The organism is Pandoraea fibrosis (assembly GCF_000807775.2).
In the GTDB taxonomy this organism is placed as follows: domain Bacteria; phylum Pseudomonadota; class Gammaproteobacteria; order Burkholderiales; family Burkholderiaceae; genus Pandoraea; species Pandoraea fibrosis.
Map to the genome: position 1 here is coordinate 2,501,791 of NZ_CP047385.1, position 20,440 is coordinate 2,522,230.

At 64.4% G+C, this 20,440-nt stretch carries 13 protein-coding genes; 6 read left to right on the top strand and 7 right to left on the bottom strand.

Annotated elements, in window-relative coordinates; translation table 11 throughout:
• Positions 1-552 precede the first annotated feature (552 nt).
• From PI93_RS11250 to PI93_RS11270, 5 genes are all read right to left on the bottom strand, one after another.
• Complete coding sequence (locus PI93_RS11250) at positions 553-2,061, bottom strand: HDOD domain-containing protein (RefSeq protein ID WP_080759091.1); 1,509 nt, start codon at positions 2,059-2,061, stop codon at positions 553-555.
• A 17-nt stretch (positions 2,062-2,078) separates the two neighbouring features.
• A complete protein-coding gene (locus PI93_RS11255; protein ID WP_052240517.1) occupies positions 2,079-3,818 on the bottom strand; it encodes a putative bifunctional diguanylate cyclase/phosphodiesterase in 1,740 nt (579 codons plus the stop codon).
• 562 nt (positions 3,819-4,380) lie between these two features.
• The gene (gene cuyB / locus PI93_RS11260; RefSeq protein ID WP_039367984.1) at positions 4,381-5,109 is read right to left on the bottom strand and encodes a cysteate racemase; all 729 of its coding nucleotides are present in this window, start codon (positions 5,107-5,109) and stop codon (positions 4,381-4,383) included.
• A gap of 95 nt (positions 5,110-5,204) precedes the next feature.
• Positions 5,205-6,107 carry a transporter substrate-binding domain-containing protein gene (locus PI93_RS11265; RefSeq protein WP_039367982.1) on the bottom strand — a complete coding sequence of 301 codons (903 nt, stop codon included), beginning with the start codon at positions 6,105-6,107 and terminating at the stop codon, positions 5,205-5,207.
• A 208-nt stretch (positions 6,108-6,315) separates the two neighbouring features.
• The gene (locus tag PI93_RS11270) at positions 6,316-7,572 is read right to left on the bottom strand and encodes a D-amino acid dehydrogenase (protein ID WP_039368144.1); all 1,257 of its coding nucleotides are present in this window, start codon (positions 7,570-7,572) and stop codon (positions 6,316-6,318) included.
• Between the two features lie 222 nt (positions 7,573-7,794).
• Here PI93_RS11270 and PI93_RS11275 point away from each other — a divergent pair, with 222 nt between their 5' ends.
• Positions 7,795-8,754 (top strand): LysR family transcriptional regulator, encoded by a 960-nt coding sequence (locus PI93_RS11275; RefSeq protein WP_039367979.1) that lies wholly within the window; start codon positions 7,795-7,797, stop codon positions 8,752-8,754.
• Positions 8,755-8,769: 15 nt separating this feature from the next.
• Here PI93_RS11275 and PI93_RS11280 read toward each other — a convergent pair whose 3' ends face one another.
• Together PI93_RS11280 and dbpA are read right to left on the bottom strand one after the other, a co-directional pair.
• Positions 8,770-9,390: a hypothetical protein gene (locus tag PI93_RS11280; RefSeq protein WP_039367976.1), complete on the bottom strand. Its 621-nt coding sequence runs from the start codon at positions 9,388-9,390 to the stop codon at positions 8,770-8,772.
• A gap of 71 nt (positions 9,391-9,461) precedes the next feature.
• Positions 9,462-10,874, bottom strand: a complete 1,413-nt coding sequence (dbpA, locus tag PI93_RS11285; protein ID WP_039367973.1) for an ATP-dependent RNA helicase DbpA — start codon at positions 10,872-10,874, stop codon at positions 9,462-9,464.
• 126 nt (positions 10,875-11,000) lie between these two features.
• Here dbpA and PI93_RS11290 point away from each other — a divergent pair, with 126 nt between their 5' ends.
• The 5 genes from PI93_RS11290 to PI93_RS11310 all read left to right on the top strand — a co-directional run bounded on the left by PI93_RS11290 (position 11,001) and on the right by PI93_RS11310 (position 20,427).
• On the top strand, positions 11,001-16,046 hold the full coding sequence (locus tag PI93_RS11290) for an NAD-glutamate dehydrogenase (protein ID WP_039367970.1): 5,046 nt from the start codon (positions 11,001-11,003) through the stop codon (positions 16,044-16,046).
• Between the two features lie 184 nt (positions 16,047-16,230).
• A complete protein-coding gene (locus PI93_RS11295) occupies positions 16,231-17,253 on the top strand; it encodes a PhnD/SsuA/transferrin family substrate-binding protein (protein WP_052240515.1) in 1,023 nt (340 codons plus the stop codon).
• A 73-nt stretch (positions 17,254-17,326) separates the two neighbouring features.
• Complete coding sequence (locus tag PI93_RS11300) at positions 17,327-17,860, top strand: OsmC family protein (protein WP_039367967.1); 534 nt, start codon at positions 17,327-17,329, stop codon at positions 17,858-17,860.
• Positions 17,861-17,928: 68 nt separating this feature from the next.
• The gene (locus PI93_RS11305; RefSeq protein WP_039367964.1) at positions 17,929-19,044 is read left to right on the top strand and encodes an LLM class flavin-dependent oxidoreductase; all 1,116 of its coding nucleotides are present in this window, start codon (positions 17,929-17,931) and stop codon (positions 19,042-19,044) included.
• A gap of 162 nt (positions 19,045-19,206) precedes the next feature.
• Positions 19,207-20,427, top strand: a complete 1,221-nt coding sequence (locus tag PI93_RS11310) for an MFS transporter (RefSeq protein ID WP_039367961.1) — start codon at positions 19,207-19,209, stop codon at positions 20,425-20,427.
• Positions 20,428-20,440: the final 13 nt, after the last annotated feature.

A 20,440-nucleotide genomic window follows, 5' to 3' on the forward strand; every position in this document is an offset into this window, starting at 1 on the left:
GAGCGTAAATTTTTTACCGGGGCGCAGCGAGTGCAGTCAAAAAGCCGTCGGGTCGACGACATCGCCGCCGTGAGCGATGACCGATCTGCCGTAATAGTGGAAAACTGCGGTATCGCGACATGTTACGCCCTAGCGAGCCGCTGTGGCCGAGTTCCTCGAAAGCCTTACGCCATATAGAGAAACGCCATGGAGCACTCGTTCGCGAGACGTCACCCTCGCAGGCCGGCGACGCTCGAATCGTCCTGCGCATTGCGATGCATTCGAGCGCGCCGCGAAGGATCATATCGAATCCGAAATACTAAAGATTGTGTTTGACGTATGAATCGCGGAGACACATGCGTGCCTCCCGAGCGAGGGCGAGAGGACTTGTCACAGCGAAGGCATCGGGACGAAAACGACGACGATCCACCGGACACGACGAAACATGTGCCCGCTATCGGTCACGATGGGAGAGGCGGGAGCGAATGGCATGCGAAGCCCGGACGAACGCCGGGTCGGTCGTCGCCCAGCCACCGGACATCGGCGGGCGGGCGACGCGTGATGACTTACGACTTAGCGTGTGCCAGTCGTGCCGGTCGAGCCAGACGGCCGACGGGCGAGCGAGTCACCGGTATTGCCGGTGCTGGCGTTTTGTTGCGCCACGCTCTCCAGCTTGCTGGAGATCTCTTCGCCCATATGGTGCAGGAACTCCATTTCCTTGGCGCCGATGCCGCCCGCGCACAATGCGCCGCCCCAGTCGCCGTAGAGCAGTGCCACGGTCTGGTTACGCTGGCGAACCGGCAGCAGGAAGAACGACTTCACGTTCGAGAAGTGCTGGCGGTGCCACAGCGGAATACGCGGCACGATGCGTGGCTCGCGGGCGTTGTCGATCAGAATGGCACGGCCGTTGGTCAGCGCCAGATGGAAGACGTCGGGCTCGAAGGCTTCGGGAAACGTCAGGCCGAGCAGCGGCTGCACGTCGCGTCCGATGCCGAAGCGCATTTCGAACACCTTGCCTGCCGGTGCGCGCACAAACGCCGCGCAATTGACGAAGCCCAGCGACTGAAGAATTGCCTCGAGCGTCAGGTTGAGCAACCCGACGGCATCGGTTTCGCCAGTCGCGGCACGCACTTCCGAGAGACCGTCGGCCAGACGCCGTGCCGAGTCCAGCGGCTTGCCTGCCGGCGGTTGACGCGTGTTCGATGCCCCGGTGCTGATGGCGATGAATTCCTGATGGCTCGTGTCTCGCGCCATCTCTTCGCCCACGGAAACGACCTCGCTGATGTCCAGCGCGAGACGGTCGGCATAACGCTCGGCCAGTTCGGCAAGCCGCGCCGGGTCGGCCCCGCGCGTGAGTTCCGTGACCATCTCGTTGGACATGTTCGCCACGGCGCACAGCCAGTCGGCGTGCGAGAGCGGGGCGTCGCCTTCCAGATCGATCGGGCGCATGCTCGTCGCAATCGACTCGGGCAGTCCCCACTTGCGGGCCGCAGCTTCCGCCAGTTCAGGGAACGAGAGGCTCAACACCTGTTCGCAGGCGTCGCTGTCGCTGATGCCCTGTGCGGCCGCAATGGCCTGAATTTCCACCCATTCGTTCGGGAAGCAATAGGTCACGAGCAGTCGCGCCACATGGTGCAGCAACGTGCAAACGACCGCTTCTTCGCCGTCGCGGATACCGTTCTTCGCCGTGATGTCGCGCGCAAAGGCGCCGGCCAGCGTGGCGCGGGCCAGTTCGCGGGCCATGTCGTCGCGACGAGCGGCAACCTCGCCGAAACCCTCGAGCAGCTTCAGGCTCAGGGCGAGGTGACCGATCGTATCGACGCCCAGAATCATGATCGCGCGCGAGACCGTCGTCACGTTGCAGCCGAACGGCGCATACATGGCGGAGTTGGCCAGGCGGATCACTTTCTGGGTGAGGGCAAAGTCGGAGAGTACCGACGACGCGAGATCGGCCGTGCTCGTGTTCTCGCTTTGCATGGCGGACACAATGCCCGTGACCGAGCGTTGCAGCGACGGGAAGTCGCCGCGCTCGGCCATGCGCTGCCATAGTAATTCGAGCGTTTTTTCTTTGGTAAGACTCATGGTAGCGGGGATATCGGTCAGTGGCCGGCATCCACATTGAGACGCCCGCTCGCAAAGGCCGCCTCGAGTTCTCCCGCAGGCAGGGCTTTCGATACCAGCCAGCCCTGGATGGAATGGCAGCCGCGATCAATCAGCATCTGCCGTTGTTCTTCCGTCTCGACCCCTTCGGCGACAGCCGACAGGCCCAGCTCGCGCGCCAACCCCAGAACGGCAGTCACAATCGTGCGGTCGTTCGGTGACGTCGGCATGTCTTTCACGAAGCTGCGGTCGATTTTGAGCGCGGAGAGCGGGAATCGTTTGAGATATCCCAGGCTCGAGTAGCCCGCACCGAAATCGTCGACGGCGAAACGCACGCCCAGTGTCTGCAACTCGCGCAGGACCAGATTGGCCTGCTCCGGGTCGCGCATGAGCACGCTTTCCGTAATTTCGAGCACCAGCCGGTGACCTTCCACGCCCGAGTCGGCAATCGCTTGCCACACGAGGCTGGGGAACGACGGATGGTGAAATTGCTGCGCCGAGACGTTGACCGACATGTACAGCCCGTCGAGCCGGGTGCGATCCCAGCGCGCGAGTTGCATGCAGGCGGCGCGCAATGCCCAGCCGCCCAGCAGGTTGATCAGGCCATTGGCTTCGGCCAGCGGAATGAATTCGGCCGGCGACACCGGGCCGAGCGCGGGGTGCCAGCGCATGAGCGCCTCGACACCCTTCACGTTCAGCGAGATCGGGTCGCAGATCGGTTGGTAGTGCAAGCTGAATTCGCCGTTGTGAATCGCCTCGAACATGGCCGATTCCAACGAGAACGCCTTACGGTGCAGGTCGCCCAGATCGTCCGTATAGACGAACAACCCGTTGCGGCCGCGATCCTTGGCACAGTACATGGCGGCGTCGGCATGCTTGATGAGCAGGCCGGCCGAGTCGCCATGTTGCGGAAAAAACGACACGCCGATGCTCGTCGTCAGGTGCAGCAACTGATCGCCGACCTGGAACGGTTGCTGCACGGCTGACAGCAGACGCTTCATGATCCCGGCGAGCGCCTGTTCGTTGTCGCAGCCGGGCAGGATCAGTACGAATTCGTCGCCGCCCATGCGCGCGGCCATGTCCGTCTCACGAATCTGTGCGATCAGGCGTTGACCCGCATCGCGCAGGAGCTGATCGCCCACATCGTGGCCGAGCGAATCGTTCACCTTCTTGAAGCCGTCCAGATCGAGCAAGGCGACGGCGAAGTTCGGACCGCCTTCACGGGCGTGTTGAATGGCTTCGACGATGCACTGCTGAATGTACTGACGATTGCCCAGCCCGGTCACCGCATCGCGCACGGCCAGATCGGACAGACGCGCTTCGTTTTCCTTGAAGGCGGTAATGTCTTCGCCATGCACGACGAAAGATGCATTCGCACCGGCGATACGCGGCGTGTATTGTGCAATGCGCAAACGCATCCAGATCCGGTCGGTCAGACCGCGCAACAGGCGAATCGTGCACTGCTGAGGACCGAGGGTCTGGGCGGCGGAGAAGGCGTCTTGCAGCATCGGCACGTCTTCGATGCTGGTCAGCTCGAAGAGCGTGGCGTGGTCGAGGTACTCACGCGAGTACTCGAGCAGACGCAGGGAGGCTTCGGCAATGAAAAGGAAGCGGCCGTCGGCAGCGACATGTGCCGAGAGTCCGCCGGTCAGCTCGACCAGCGCCCGGGATAGTGCGGGCGCCGGCGCCGGGGGGCTGCCCTCGGCGATGGCCGGTGCCACGGTCGAAGGTTCGACCAAAGGCACACCGGCTGGGAGTCGATCTGAACTCATTGTTGTTGTCTGTGCATGCATCACGTCGAGCGCGCTGCCGCTCATTTGCTTCCCCGTTCAGGCAAACGCGCTCATGGCCGGACCGTGGTCCGGCAGGTGTCCGATGGATTGTGGGCCATTATAGCTAAAGACGCCAGCGATTTTGGTAGCCCCAATCCTCGTTTCATGCCGCTTTCCACAGGTTTTCCCGTGTGGGTTTTTTTCTGACAAGACAATCGGGAATTTTTCCTGCATGGCCGTTGGCGTTTGACCGATATTTGCTCTGAAACGCCCATGCCTCGGACCTTTTGCCCACCGTTACACCGTTCGGTGCGATTCTCCTGCGAGCGCCAGTCTACCCAAGCGCAAGGCGCTTGCGGAGGCGGCAATCGTGGATTTTTATCATTGCGATGCAACATCGCCACCGTCATGGCAAAACTCGACGGTGGCGTGTCGCTCGGGCGGGGACATCGGCGGCCACTTATTACGACTGCCAACCACTGCTAAGCGTTGCGCTGTCGATAGCCGTCGATCGGCGCTGACGGCCGGTTCAGGCTTGGGCCGGGCGCTCGTGGGCCAGCGACCACGCGATGCAGGCGCGAGCCAAAGCCGCCGAGGCGTCCAGGCCGAAGCGTCCCAGCGGGGTTTCGCAGGTCGCGAGAGCCACCGGGATTTCGGTGCAACCGAGAATGACGCGTTGCGCGCCGGCGGCGAGCAGTGACTCCATCGCCATGGCGAGCGCTTCACCGCCGCGACGAATGTCGCCGGCCTTCGTGAGCCGGATACCTTCGTTCACCAGCGCCTGGTGGGCGAGCGGTTCAGCCGCCTGAACGAAACGGTAGCCCAGCGCTTCGAGTCGGGGACGGTAGACGTTGGCGTGGTGCGTGCCTTCGGTGGCCATCAGGCCAATGGGGGCGCCCGGGGCGACGCAGGTGGACAACTCGCCGGCGACGGCTTCGACCACGTCGAGCACCGGTAGCCGGGTGCCATGGCGCAAGGCTTCGAGCCAGGCATGGGCGGTATTGCAGGCGATGGCGATGCAGCCGACGCCGGATTGTTCAAGGGCATGTACGCCGTCGAGCATGCCGTCGAGCGGGGAGGCGCCGTCTCGCAGCAGGGCTTCGGTGCGGTCGGGAATCTGGGGAACCGAGTACAGGATGAACGGGATGTGATCCTGGTCGCGGTTGGCCGGGTGTTGATCGACGATCTTGCGGCAGAGGTCGATGCCGGCGGCGGGGCCCATGCCGCCGAGGATGCCGAGCGTGGCGTGCGAATTCATGATGATGGCAATCGGGGGGCAGCGGATACGTGTGGATCGCGGATCGCACGCGGTGCGGGGACTGTGGCCCCCGCACCGCGTACAGCCCGTCAGGATCAGTCGTAAGCCTTGGTGATCGGATCCTTGAACATGGCGCGCATTTCAGGCGTCATCGGGTAGTTCATGTTCTGGTTCTTCGGCGGAACCGGTTGCGTGAACCACTTGTTGTACAGCTTCTCCATTTCGCCGGACTTCTCCATGTCGGCGATGACCGTGTTCACGACCTTGGTGAAGGCCGGGTCATCGCGGCGCAGCATGCACGCGTAGTTTTCAAACTGAAGGTTCGGGCCGACGACTTCGTAACCCTTGGCTTCATCGGCCGGCAGTGCGGCGCGTTGGCCGTACAGCAGCGGCTCGTCCATCACGAAGGCCACGGCACGGCCTTGCTTGACGGTCAGGAAGCCATCCGAGTGTTCCTTCGTCTGGATCAGGTTAAAGCCGATCTCGCCCTTCTTGCCCGACAGAATGCGGTCGGCCGTCGTGCCGGCGGTTGTCGCGATGGTCTTGCCCTTCAGGCTGTTCAGGTCGGTGATGCCCGAACCCGACTTGGCGATCATCTTGATCGAGTACAGGAAGATGTTGTGCGAGAAGCCCACTTGCTTTGCGCGCTCGAACGTATGCGTGGTCGAGCCGCACTCCAGATCGATTGTGCCGTTCTGCATCAGCGCGATACGGTTCTGCGAGGTGATCGGCGTTTCCGTCACCTTCAGGTTCGGCAGGTTCAGGTCTTTCTTGACCGCGTCGACGATCTTGAGCGCGATTTCCTGCGAGTAGCCGATCGTCTTGCCGGTATTGTCCGTGTACGAGAAGGGAATCGACGACTCGCGCACCCCGAGAGCGATCACGCCGGTGTCCTTGATCTTCTTGAGCGTGCCCGTCAGTTCCTGTGCGCTCGCGGTGTGCGCGAACAAGGCGGCAGCAGCGCTGACGAGCAGCAGGGGAGCAAACAGCTTCTTCATGGTCTCTGTCCTATCGGAAGTGATGGCACGGTGGTCCGCGCCGTTGGAATATCAAACGCCAAAAACACTGATACAACCCGACACTGGCTCCCGACGATCCCCGTGGGAGTGATGCCCTGAAACTCCGCGTCCTGCCTCGTTCTGCCTTGTCCTGCTTCGACATCGAGGCCTTCGACCCGGGTGGCCCGCTATGGTCGGCCACGGGAGGTCACCCGGCCAGCCGGGCAAACCCTGCGAGATCGACTGCGGGACGTTTGCCGTCGATGGCGTCGGCAATAACGCGCGCCGCACCCATCGACAAGGTGAAACCCAATCCGCCGTGGCCCACGTTCAGCCACAGATTGCCCAGCTTGCCCGCACGTCCGAGGATCGGACGACCGTGCGGCGTGGCCGGGCGCATGCCTGTCCACTCCAGTGGCGCATGGGCGCTCCCTAGCGCGGGGAACAATCCCGCCGACAGGGTGCGCAAGGCATCGATGCGGTGTGCCGCGATGCGATAGTCGTAACCCACCAGATCGGCAATGCCTGCCACACGAAGATGCTCGCCGAGGCTGGCATAGACAACCTTATTGTCCGCGTCGGTCACCGACACCTGCGGTCGGGCGTCGAGCGGCGCGTTGCGATACGTCAGGCTGTAACCCTTGAGCGGATACAGCGACACCGACTCGCCGACCGTGCGCAGCAATGGCATGGCGGCCAGCCCGTTGGCGACAACGCAGGCGTCGACCGTCACGTCGCCTGTGCGGGTGCGAATCGCTTGCACGCTGCCACCGCGCACGTCGAAGCCGGTGACTTCGCGCTCGAACAGCAGCGTGCCGCCAGCGTGCGCGCCAACGAGCCGCGCCAGTTCCTTGCACAGCAACTGACAATCGCCAGTGCCTTCGCCGGGCGTATGAATGCCGCCCGCCAGTTCGCCGGCGATCTTGCCCAGCGCGGGTTCCAGCGTGGCGCACGTCGCGGCGTCGACACGCCGTTGCGCGTAACCGAGACCATTGGCGAGTTCCAGCGAACGTTCGGCCGCGGCCAGTTTGTTGGCATCGCGATACACCACGAGTTTGCCGCTCAGGCGATAGTCGAACGACACCGACTCCTGCGCAAGAAATTCCAGCATCACCTCGCGGCTGTGCAGGCCGAGCGAGAGCAGGCGCAACGTGGAACTGGCGTTGGCCGGTGCGTTGCAATGTTTGACGAACTCGATCGACCAGCGCCAGAAGTCCGGATCGAACGACGGTCTGATGCGCAGCGGCCCCGTGCGTGAAAACAGCAGCGAAGGCAGTTGCGAGAGAACGCCGGGGGCGGCGAGCGGCGACACATAGCCGTAACTCAACTGGCCACCATTGGCGAAACTCGTCCCGAGGCCCGGACCGCGTCCGGCGTCGATGACGGTGACCTCATGGCCTGCGCGAAGCAACTGATACGCGCTGGCGAGGCCGACGATGCCCGCCCCGATGACTCCAATATGCATGACGATGAATAACAACGAAAAACGCGAAAGAAAGCAAGGCGGAAAATATTCCGGGCGGGAGGACGGGGGGCCTCGCGGCGGGCTTTCTACACCACCTCTGCTACGCAGTGTAGAGCGAGAAAATTCGGTAACCTATGCGGATTTGAGGCAGCATATGTCTTTTAGCTATAGGGTCGGCGTGACTGTCGATCCGGCATTCGGGACAGGGGGACGACGTCAGGCATGAAATTGCGGCATATCGAAACGTTTCGCGCAGTCGTGCTGACCGGCTCGGCCAGCGGCGCGGCGCAGTTGCTTAACGTATCGCAGCCCGTCGTGTCGCGCGTGTTGCAGCACGCCGAGCAGCAACTGGGCTTCAAGCTGTTCGACCGCATCAAGGGCCGGCTCGTGCCGACAGCGGAAGCACGCCGTCTGTATCCCGACGTCGAGCGCATCTTCAGCGATCTGGAACGCCTGCGCACCACGTCGCGCAACCTGCGCCAGCATGGCGTGGGCCATCTGCGCATCGCGGCGACACCGAGTCTCGCGCAGAGCCTCTTGCCCGCCGCTATCGAGCGCATGCGTCGTGCCCATCCGGATGTTGTCTTCGAACTGATCACGCATCACACCACCGAGACGATTACCGCCATCCTGACGTCGTCGGTCGATGTCGGCATCGTCTCGGCTCCGCCGATGGCGGCGGGCATTGTGAGCCGGCCGGTGGCGCAAGGGCATATCGTGCTGGCCGTGCCCGCGTCGTGGCCGAAGCTCTCGCGTCGTGGCCCGGCAAGTGCCGACGCGCTCGTCGGGCGCGATCTCATCAAACTGCACGACGACACGCCGCTCGGCGCGTTGATCAACGAACGTCTCGATCAGACCGCGTTATTGCAGGATGCCGAACTGATGGTGCAGACGTACTCGCTCGCGGCGGCGCTCGTCGAGCATGGTCTGGGCTATGCGTTGCTCGATCAATTCACGGCGGCGAGTGCGCATGTGCAGACGCAGCGACTGTATCGGGTGGCGCCGGCGATTGAGTTTCCGGTCGAGATGTTGCGCCCGGCACACCAGCCGGAGTCCGTGCTCGCGGACACATTGCGCCGGCATCTGGCCGACGTTGCGAGCGAACTCAGCGAGCGCGCCGAGGCGTTGTGCGAGGGGCGGGAGATCGTGTTGACGCCGGGCGACGATGCCGACGAGGGCTAGCCCAGCCGGGCCGACTCAGCGGCAGCTCGGCTCGCTTTTCACTTCAAAGTCGCGAAAAGGTTGCGCCTGAAGCTTGTCGGCGAGTGAGGGGTAGTTCGCCTGCACGAAGCGTCGCGCGCCAGCCATGTCGAATTCGGTGCGTAGCCAGATCTTGCCGTCATGGCTGTCGAGCACCAGGGTGCCCGCGTAGATCACGTCACCCCGGCGAACCTGCACGGTCGGCACCTTGCGGCCCTTGCAATAGCGGAAGCGATAGCTGTTGTCGGCGGGGGTAAATTCCATCGGCCCGAAGCGCTCGTTGCGCATGAGCGGCGAGACACGCATGGCGACGAAGCCGCGCGTGGGCGGATTGCTGTTGAGGGTGCGGGTGACTTTGCCGCCGACGATGCCATTGACCGTCTGCGAGAACTCCGAATAATTCCACGGGCCCCAGGTGCTTTGCAGTGGCGTGTCGAGGCCGACGATGACGATGGCGTACTCGTCGAGGGTGTCTTCGGTGAGGGCGGGGTTGGGCGGAACGCCCTTGGTGCTGCACGCGGCCAGCCAGCCGACGGCCAGCGCCATGAATGCCGAGCGCCGGGTAAGGCGTGCAAAGCGCACGACACGGGAGAACCACAGGGTACGCAGTGACCTCATTGCAGCCTCCATGTCGCGCGTGGCGCTCAGGGGACGATCCGGGTCTCGACGAACCCGGATGGCGACAAACGTTAATCCTGCAGGAATCTTACCTTGACCTTGCGGCCTTTGACACGGCCATCTGCCAGCTTGCGCAGCGCGGTTGGCGCGATGTCGCGGTCCACAGCAATATACGTGAAGTTCTCGAGCACGTTGATCTTGCCGATCTGGGCCGCCGCAAAGCCGGCCTCGCCGGTGAGCGCGCCGAGTACGTCGCCCGGACGAATCTTGTCCTTCTTGCCGCCCAGCATCTGAAGCGTGACCATCGGTGGCAGCAGGTGTGCGCTACCCGACGGCGTGAGTTCCGAGAGCTTGTGCCACGGCACTTCGTGGCCCAGCGCGGCTTCGATATTGCCCACGCGTCCCATCTCGTTCATGCTGGCCAGACTGAACGCCCAGCCGTCCTCGTCGGCACGGCCCGTGCGGCCGATGCGGTGGACGTACACCTCGGGGTCGGGCGTCACGTCGACGTTGATCACCGCTTCGAGTTGCGCGATGTCCAGCCCGCGCGCGGCCACGTCGGTCGCCACGAGTACCGAGCAACTGCGATTGGCGAACTGGATCAGCACCAGATCGCGCTCGCGCTGCTCCAGATCGCCGTGCAGCATCAACGCGTGAAAGCCCTCGGCGCGCAGCACGTCGGTCAGATCCCGGCATTGTGCCCGGGTATTGCAGAACGCGATGGTGCTGACCGGGCGGAAATGGTCCAGCAGTTGGCCGACGGCATGCAAACGCTCGTTTTCGCTCACTTCATAGAAGCGCTGACGAATCTTGCTCGCGTCGTGCTTCTCTTCCAGACGAATTTCGCGCGGCGTGCGCAGCAGGCGTTGGGCGAGCTTGGCGATGCCTTCCGGATAAGTGGCGGAGAAGAGCAGTGTCTGGCGCGAGGCGGGCGTTTGACGCGCAACGGTGGCGATGTCGTCGAAAAAGCCCATGTCGAGCATCCGGTCGGCTTCGTCGAGCACCAGCGTCTTGATGTTGGCGAGCGAAAGCGTGCCGCGCTCCAGGTGGTCCATGATGCGTCCCGGTGTGCCGACGATCACGTGGGCGCCGTGGGCCAGGCTTTCCGCCTGCGGACGCAGCGGCGAGCCGCCGCACAGCGTGAGGACCTTGATGTTGTCTTCGGCGCGTGCGATGCGTCGCACTTCCTGTGCGACCTGTTCGGCGAGTTCGCGCGTGGGGCAAAGCACAGCGGCCTGCACGGCGAAGTCGCGGGCATCGACTTGCTGGAGCACGCCCAGAGAGAAGGCGGCGGTCTTGCCGCTGCCGGTCTTGGCCTGCGCGATGATGTCGTGGCCGGCGAGGATGTCCGGCAAGGACGCCTGCTGGATGGGCGTCATCGAGACGTAACCGAGCCGTGCGAGGTTCTCCTGCATGGCAGGCGAGAGCGGCAGGCTCGAGAAGGGGGCGCTGTCGTTGCGCGATTCGGTGGCTTTTGAGTTCATGCGCAATTATACCGGTCGGGTCGGGCCAGGGCGGGGCTCAGGGTTCACGCCGTTGCCAGCCCGGGGCCCCGGGCGTAGCATGGCTTTGCCTGTCGATGTCTCGTCCATTCCCGCTTGAGGTTGCCCATGCCCGCGAATTCGGAAGAGAAAGTCCGCCAGCACATGGCGGAAGTCGTCACGATGGCCGGGGAGCGTGCGCCGGAGGTGGCCGCGCTGTTCGAACCGTTCGTGCGACATTACTACGGTCTGGCCGATGCCGAGGATGTTGTCTCGCGCAGTGTCGCCGATCTTTATGGTGCGGCGATGGCGCACTGGCAACTTGGCCAGAAGTTCGTCTCCGGCGAGCCTCGCATCCGCATCTATAACCCCACGCTCGATCAGCACGGCTGGCATTGCAGCCATACGGTCATCGAGATCGTCAACGACGACATGCCGTTTCTTGTCGATTCGGTGACGATGGAGATCAACCGGCAGGGGCTCGCCCTGCATTCCGCCTTTCACCCGGTCTACCGCATCAAGCGCGACGCGGCGGGCAAGCGTCTCGCCGTGGCGCCCGGCGGGGGGCTGGTGCGCCCGGCCTCTGCGGGCGAGCGCTCGGGCGCGAATGCCGGGAGCAACGTCGGGGCGCTGCTGGCGTCGGGCGGAGGCAGCGCGGCCGGCGAGGCGGGGGCAGCGACGCAGAACGGCGGCGACACCACGGCCGACGGCAGCCGTTTCGAATCGTATATCCACATCGAAGTCGACCGGTTTTCCGAGCCTGAGCGGATTCAGGCGCTGGCGGATGGCCTGAAACGCGCGCTGGGCGACGTGCGCGCCGCCGTCGAAGACTGGCGTGCGATGCAGGCGGCGGCTCACGCGGCCATCGAAGCCCTCGCGCAGCGTGCCGCGCACAAGGGCGTGAGCCAGCAGGAGCGGGCCGAGATCGACGAGGCGCAGGCGTTCCTCGACTGGATGCTGGCTCGCCATTTCACTTTCCTCGGCTATCGCGACTATGAATTGGTCGAGCGCGACGGCGAGCATTACCTGCAAGGCGTGGCAGGCACCGGTCTGGGGGTACTTCGGGAAGCGCGACGCGACGCCAGTACTCCCGACATCACCCGTCTGTCGCCTGGGGCCATCGGCATCGTTCAGGAAAGCGCGCCGATCTTTCTGACGAAGGCGAATTCGCGAGCCAGCGTGCATCGTCCCGGTTATCTCGACTACGTGGGCGTCAAGCGTTTCGACGCACAGGGGCGCGTGTGCGGGGAGCGTCGTTTCCTGGGCCTGTACACGTCGACTGTCTACATGGTGCCGGCCGACGAAATTCCCTTGGTGCGCCGCAAGGTCGCCGAAGTGATCGGGCGCACCGGGTTCCTGCCGAACGGGCATCTGGCCAAGACACTCGCCACCATTCTCGAACAGTATCCGCGCGACGAACTCTTTCAGATCGACGTCGATCAACTGGCCGATATTGCGCTGGGCATTCTGCGCTTGCAGGAGCGTCAGCGCACGCGCCTGTTCGTGCGACGCGACCGCTTCGACCGTTTCGTGTCCTGTCTGGTGTTTGTCCCGCGCGAGAAGTTCAACACCGATCTGCGTGTGCGTGTGCAGAACCTGTTGCAGGCGGCCTATCACGGCACGAGCGTTGAGTTCACACCGCAGCTCTCCGAGTCGATGCTCGCGCGCATTCACATCACCGTGCGCACCGAGCCGGGGCACGTACCCGAGGTCGATGTGAACGAACTCGAAGCCCGCATTGTCGAGACGACACGTCGCTGGCAGGACGATCTGTCCGACGCACTGCGTGAGCAGTTGGGTGAGGAGCGGGGCACGCGCGCGCTGCGGCGCTATGCGCAGGCATTCCCCGCCGGGTATCGCGAGGATTACGCCGCGCGCGTGGCGGTGCGCGACGTCGAGCTGATCGAACCGTTACTCGATCAAGCGACGCAAGCCGCGCCAGTGCACACCGCACCAGCGGGGGCCACGCCGCTCGCCATGCAGCTTTACCGGCCGCTCGAAGCCCCGTCAGGGACGTTGCGCTTCAAGATCTATCAGGCGGGCGAGCCTATCGCGCTCTCGCGCAGCCTGCCGATGCTCGAACACCTCGGGGTGCGGGTGAACGACGAGCGCCCCTACCGGATCGAGCCCGCCGACGCGGGCGTCGTCTGGATGCACGACTTCGGCATGACGAGTCTGGATGGCGCGGACGTCGATCTGGAACACGCACGCACCCGTTTCGAAGACGCCTTCGCGCGTATCTGGGCGGGCGACGTCGAGAATGACGATCTCAATCGTCTGGTGCTGCAAGCCGGGCTCACGTGGCGCGAGGTGCGCATTCTTCGGGCGTATGCGAAGTACATTCGTCAGGTCGGCTCGACATTCAGCAACGCGTACATCGAGAGTGCGCTGACCGGGAATCCGTCGATTGCGGGCATGCTCGTGCGCTTGTTCCTCGCGCGCTTCGATCCGGCGCTGGGCGAGGAAGTGCGCACGTCGCAGGCAGAACGGCTGCGCGCGCAAATTCACGCGGCGCTCGAAGACGTTCCCAATCTCGACGAGGACCGTATCCTGCGCCAATTCCTCGGCGTGCTCGAAGCGACGTTGCGCACCAACTACTTCCAGACGGACAAGGACGGCGTCACCCAGAAGACTTACCTCTCCTTCAAGTTCGATCCGTCGAAGGTGCCGGGCCTGCCCGAGCCGAAGCCGATGTTCGAGATCTGGGTGTATTCGCCGCGAGTGGAGGGGGTGCACCTGCGTGGCGGACGCGTGGCACGCGGCGGCCTGCGCTGGTCGGATCGTCGCGAAGACTTCCGCACCGAGGTGCTGGGTCTCGTGAAGGCGCAGATGGTGAAGAACACCGTGATCGTGCCGGTCGGTTCGAAGGGCGGCTTCGTGGTGAAGCAGCCGCCGTCGCCGGGGGATCGCGATGCGTATCTGGCCGAGGGCGTGGCGTGCTACCAGACATTCCTGCGCGGCCTGCTGGATCTGACCGACAACTATGTCGACGGCCAACTGGTGCCGCCACCGAAGACCGTGCGCATCGACGGCGACGATCCCTATCTTGTCGTTGCGGCCGACAAGGGCACGGCCACGTTCTCCGATTACGCCAATGCCATTTCGGCGGAGTACGGCTTCTGGCTTGGCGACGCCTTTGCCTCGGGGGGATCGGTCGGCTACGACCACAAGAAGATGGCCATTACCGCGCGCGGCGCGTGGGAGTCGGTGAAGCGTCACTTCAGCGAGATGGGGGTCGACACCCAGTCGCAGGACTTCACGGTGGTCGGCATCGGCGACATGTCGGGCGACGTCTTCGGCAACGGCATGCTGCTCTCGAAGCACATTCGCCTGGTAGCGGCGTTCGACCATCGCCACATCTTCCTCGACCCGAACCCCGATGCGGCAGCGTCATTCGCCGAGCGCGAGCGCATGTTCCAACTGCCGCGCTCCAGTTGGGCCGACTACGACACCCGTCTCATCTCCGAGGGCGGCGGCGTATTCCCGCGCACGGCCAAGACCATCGCGCTTTCGCCGCAGGTGCGCGAGTTGATCGGCACCGAGGCCACCGAATTGCCACCGACCGATCTGCTGCGCGCGCTGTTGAAGGCGCCGGTCGATCTGCTCTACAACGGCGGCATCGGGACCTATGTGAAGGCGAGCACCGAGACGCACGCGCAGGTGGGCGATCGCGCCAACGACGGTTTGCGAGTGAATGGCGCGGAGCTGCGCTGCAAGGTGGTCGCCGAAGGCGGCAATCTCGGACTGACGCAACTTGGGCGCATCGAGTACGCGCAGCACGGCGGGCGTATCAATACGGATGCCATCGACAATTCGGCGGGCGTCGATTGTTCCGATCACGAGGTCAACATCAAGATTCTGCTCGGTCTGGTGGTGACCGATGGCGAAATGACGCTCAAGCAGCGCAATACGTTGCTCGCGGAAATGACGGAAGAGGTCGGCACGCTCGTGCTGCGCGACAACTATCTGCAAACGCAGGCGCTGTCGCTGGGACGCCTGCGCGCCGCCGCGGCGCTCGACGGCGATGCGCGCTTCATGCGCTATCTCGAACGCGCCCAGCGGCTGGTGCGCGCCATCGAGTTCCTGCCCGACGACGACGCCCTCGATGCGCGGCGCGCGGCGGGCGCGGGTCTGACGTCGCCCGAGCGGGCGGTGCTCATGGCCTACAGCAAGATGTGGCTCTACGACGTATTGTTGGCGAGCGATCTGCCCGATGCCGGTTTCGTTGCCGAGGGATTGCCGTCGTACTTCCCCACGCCGTTGGCAAGTCGGTGTGGTGCGGCGATGCTGCGGCATCCGCTGAAACGAGAAATTCTCGCCACCATGCACGCCAATGCGCTCGTCAACCGGGCGGGGGTGACGTTTGTGCATCGGCTGAGCGAGGAGACGGGCGCGGAGCCGGCCGACGTTGTGCGGGCCAGTCTGGCCGCGCGCGGCGCCTACCGTCTCGACGCGCTGTGGCGCGAGGTCGATGCGCTCGACGCACGGGTCTCGCACGAGACACAGGCGTCGCTCTTTACGGCCATCGCGCAGTGGCACGAGCAGGCGACATTGTGGTTCCTGCGCCGGCGCCTGACCGATGTGCCGCAGACCGTCGAGCGGTTGCGCAGTGTGCTCGATCCGATTCTGCCGACGCTCGACACGCTGGTCAGCGGCGAGGCGGCCGACGACGCGCGCGTCAAATCCCAGGCGATGATCGATGCCGGGGTGCCGACATCGCTTGCGCAAACCGCAGCGGGCATTGGCGCACGGGTCGCGCTGCTCGATATCGCCGAGGTCGCCAGCACCAGCGGGCGTGAGCCGGCGCTTGCCGCGCAGGTGTACTTCGCGCTCGATACGCCGCTTGGTTACGGCTGGTTGCATAGCGGTGTGCTGGGCCTGCCGATGCAGACCCATTGGCAGCGGCTCGCGCGGGCTACGTTGCTCGAAGAGTTATCGGTGCTCAGGCGACGTCTGACGGCGAGCGTGCTCGAGGGTGGCGAGCGGCCTGACGTCGATGCCGGCGACGTCAGCGATCAGAGTCCGGCGGGTCAATTGGTCGCCGGGTGGCAGCGCACGCATGCGGAAGCGTTGGCGCGTTATCACCGCGTGCTTGCCGATCAGGTGGCCGTGGGCAATGCGGATCTCGCCATGCTCTCGGTCAGCCTGAAGGCGTTGGCGGAGGTCGGACGCTGACGCGTGGCGAGTGACGTGCGGTACGGTGTCGCGCAGCTATCGGCGATCGAAGCATGCGGTGATTCGACGGGATTGCATATGCGGCGTGAGCGCAATTCCTTGTGGCGAATGATTGGTTGGGCGAGGGCGGCACGGGTGGTGTAATCGACGCGGATTTCGCTTTTTTACCGCAGAGGACACCCCCGTGGGTCGTAGACGTTTTCTTTCCCGCACGCTTCGTCTGGCGGGCGCTGCCGCGTTTGGTCTGCCGCCGCTAGTCGCTTCTTTTCCTGCCTATTCCCGTGACGAGTCCGGCGCCGCGCAGGCGATCCCCGCCGGGGTGACGCTGCGCGTCGGTCTGGCGAGCCGCCTGGGGCCGGACGTTCAACTTCAGATCGCTGGGGCATTGCGCGACCTGCCGTATCGCATCGAATGGGCGAGCTTCGATGCGGCGCCGCCGGCACTCGAGGCGTTGCTTGGCGGACATATCGATGTCTTCTCCGGCGGCGATACGCCCACGCTCGCGATTGCGGCGCGCCCGGGCAATGCCTTCGTGGTGGGGGCGCAGAACAATGGCCTGTATGGCGCGCTGCTGGTGCGCGGCGATTCGCCGCTGCATCAGGTCAGCGAACTCAAAGGCAAGCGCGTGGCGGTGTTTCGCGGCTCGGGCTTTCACAACAGTCTCGTGTCGATCATCGAACAGGCGGGGTTGCGCTGGCAGGATATCGAGCCCGTCTATCTGACACCTGCCGACGGTCTGGCCGGGCTGATCAGCGGCAAGGTCGATGCGTGGGGCATCTGGGATCCGAATGCCGCGATTGCCCAGCGTCAATATGGCGCGCGCATTCTCGCGACACCGCAACGGCTGTCCTACTCTTTCCAGTTTGCAAGCAAATCCGTGCTCGACGACAGCGCCCGGCGCGCTGCGCTACAGGACTATCTCGTGCGGGCACAGACCGCCGCCGACTGGGTGCGAACGCATCCGCAGGCATGGGCTGGCAAACAGACGGAAACCGCGCGTTTGTCGCCTGACGCCGCTGCGCTCGCGGCAAGCCGCACAGGCGGGCAATTCACGCCCATCGACGACGCGCTCATCGCCACCGTGCAGCAGGAGGCCGATCGCTTCGCGTCGCTCGGCATCATCGCGCGGCCGGTAGAGGTGCGTTCCGTTTTCGATGCCCGCTTCAACACCGTATTGGCGGCGGCTGCCGCGCGTGCGACGGCCTGATGACGTCGTCAGCTTCCGTGGCCTTCGTGCCATTCCTCCCATCCATTCCATCGACGTAGAAGACGAGGTCTCCGTGAGCAACTTGCGTGAATATCTGCTGCAAAAGAAAGGCGCCGTGACGAGTTGGCGAAACAAGATCCGCGACGACGGTTCGCAACCGGCGCAGTTGAGCGCGCGCGTCACAGCGGAAGGGCGCACCGGTGTGCGTCGAATTCGTGTGCGCGACTTCCAGATCATCTTCGACAGCGGGCCCGAACTGGCCGGCCATTCGCTGGGGCCGGGTTCGCAGGAGATGCAACTTGGGGTGCTGGGCACCTGCCTCACGCACATCTTTCTGACGCAGGCCGCGCTGCAGGACGTGCCGCTCGATACCATCAATGTCGAGGTCACGGCCAACATCGATCATCGGGGCGGTCAACCGGGATTCGAGGACGTGCCCGTCTATCCGGTCAATGTGCGCTACACGGCGCATATCGAGTCGCCGGCGTCGCGAGAGCAGATCGCTGCACTGCATGAAGCGGTCGAGCGCACGTGCCCGATCTACAACTTCCTGATCAATCCGCAAACGATTCAGGGCCAGATCGAACACACGCGCACCGCTGCGTGAGTGCGTGAAACGATTCCCGGCGTGGCGCGAGGTCACGCCGGTAGCGACTGATTTACGGATACCCTGTCATGCCCATCGAGATCCTCGGCACCGTATCGCACAGCCGTGTCACCGAGACCACCGGATTGCGCGGCGCCAGTGCCTTTGAACCGGAATACATTGCGGCGCTTGCGCGTGCCCATGAGCAGGCGGGCTACGACCGCGTGCTGATCGGTCACGAGTCGTGGCGTCCCGACGCGTTCCAGATTGCCGCTTATGTTCTGTATCAAACGTCGCGTCTCGGCGCACTCGTGGCGCATCGTCCCGGCTTCACACAACCGACGCTGGCGGCGCGTCAGGCGCTCACATTGGAGCGTCTGGCCGGGGCAGGGCGCGTGGCGTTGCACATCATCACCGGTGGCGACGAAGCGGATCAGCGTCGTGATGGTGACGACGTACCGCACGACGCACGTTACGCGCGAACCGACGAGTATCTCGATGTCCTCAAACGCGTGTGGCGCGAGCCGTCGCCATTCGCGCATCAGGGGGACTTCTACCGTGTCGACGGTGCGTTTTCGGCAGTCAAGCCACATCATCCCGATTCGATCAGGTTATCGTTCGCGGGGGCATCGGATGGGGCGGTGCGAGTGGGGGCGAAGCATGCCGACATCTACATGCTCTGGGGCGAGCCGCTTGCACCGACGCAGGCGTTCGTCGAGCGCGTCCAGGCAGAGGCGGCGCGACATGGACGGCAGGTGCGTTTCAGCGTGTCGCAGCGGCCGATTCTGGGGGCGACCGAATCGGAGGCGTGGGAGCGCGCCGAGCACATCTTCGAGACATCGCGCCGGGAGCTGGAAGCTGCTGCGAAAGCCGAGGGGCCGCGCTTTTCGTCGCCGGTGCGTAGCTCCGTCGGTGCGAAGCGCCTCAACGCCGTGGCGCAGGAGCAGGACATCGCGGACGAGCGTCTCTGGCTCAAATACACGCGTCTGCTCGGGGCAGGCGGCTCGACCTCGGCGTTGGTCGGCACCCCGGAGCAAGTGGCGCAGGCCTATCTCCGTTATTACGACATTGGCGTGAGCGCCTTCTACATTCGCGGCTGGAATCTGCTCGACGACACCGTGGAGTACGGTCAGACGCTGATCCCGTTGCTGCGCGAAGGGGCGGCCGAGCGTGACCGGGTACTGGCGAGCGCGGCCCATCGCTAGCCGAAAACCCGGCTCGCCAACCTTTATTAAGCGTTTACACAAAAGACGCGAAACGGCGTATGATCCGGGAAAACCCTAGGATTGAACTGACTCGCGCGAATGCTTGCCCGTCGCGCGGGATGGCGCGTCCTGGGGTTTCGTCGATTCCTGATCCCCTGCGCAATGCCCAACGACACCCGCCCTGCGAACGGTCAGTTCGCCACGACGCTGCAAATCGTCTCCACCGTGTTCTTCACGTTCCTTTGCTATCTGACGATCGGTTTGCCGCTCGCGGTATTGCCGTCGTTCGTGCATGTGGATCTGGCTTACAGCTCGGTCGTGGCCGGCCTGGCCATCAGTGTTCAATATCTGGCGACGCTGCTCTCGCGCCCTTACGCCGGTCGCACGGCCGATGCCTGGGGACCCAAGCGCACGGTGCTGTGCGGACTGGTCGCGTGCGGCGCGTCCGGCTTGCTCGTGGCGCTGGCTGGCGTGTTTTCCGGCGTAGCGTGGCTGTCGCTGCTCAGCCTGATTCTCGGGCGTCTCGTGTTGGGTTTCGGTGAGAGTTGGGTGTCGACGGGCGCGATCATGTGGGGCATTGGTCAGGTCGGGCCGTCGCATACCGCGCGCGTCATCTCGTGGAATGGTGTGGCGACCTACGGCGCGCTGGCACTGGGCGCGCCGCTGGGCGTTGCGCTCGACAATACCTATGGCATCGAAGCGCTGGGCGGCGCGATTGCGCTGTCCGGCGTGGTGGGGTTGCTGCTCGCGCGTATGAAGCGTGCGACATCTGTAATCCATGGCGAACGCCTCGCATTCCGTGCGGTGCTCGGCCGCGTGTTGCCGTTTGGCATGGGCCTCGCGCTGGGCTCGATCGGCTTTGGCGCCATTTCCACCTTCATCACCCTTTACTACGCAAGCCATCACTGGGACAACGCCGCGCTGGCGCTGACGGCGTTCGGCTTGTGCTTCATGGGCGTGCGGTTGTTGCTTGGCAGCAGCATCGGACGCTTCGGCGGCTACCGTGTCGCGATGGTGTCGTTCGCGCTCGAAGCGTTTGGCCTGATCGTGCTGGGCATTGCGCCGACAGGCTTCACGGCGCTGCTGGGCGCGGCGCTCTCGGGGGCAGGTTTCTCGCTGGTGTTTCCGTCGCTGGGCGTAGCAGCCGTCAACCTCGTGCCCGCACAGAACCGTGGTGCGGCACTGGGCGCGTACTCCGTGTTTCTCGACGTGGCGCTTGGCGTGACGGGGCCGGTAGCGGGTCTGATCGTCGGGGCTTACGGCTATGCCGAGGTCTACCTGTGCGCGGCAATCGCCGCCGTTGCGGCAGTCTTGCTGACGCTGTGGATGGCGAGGGCAGCACAGGCACGCGAAGCCGAGAAGAAAGTCGTGCAGACGGCCTAGGCGTCATACCTTG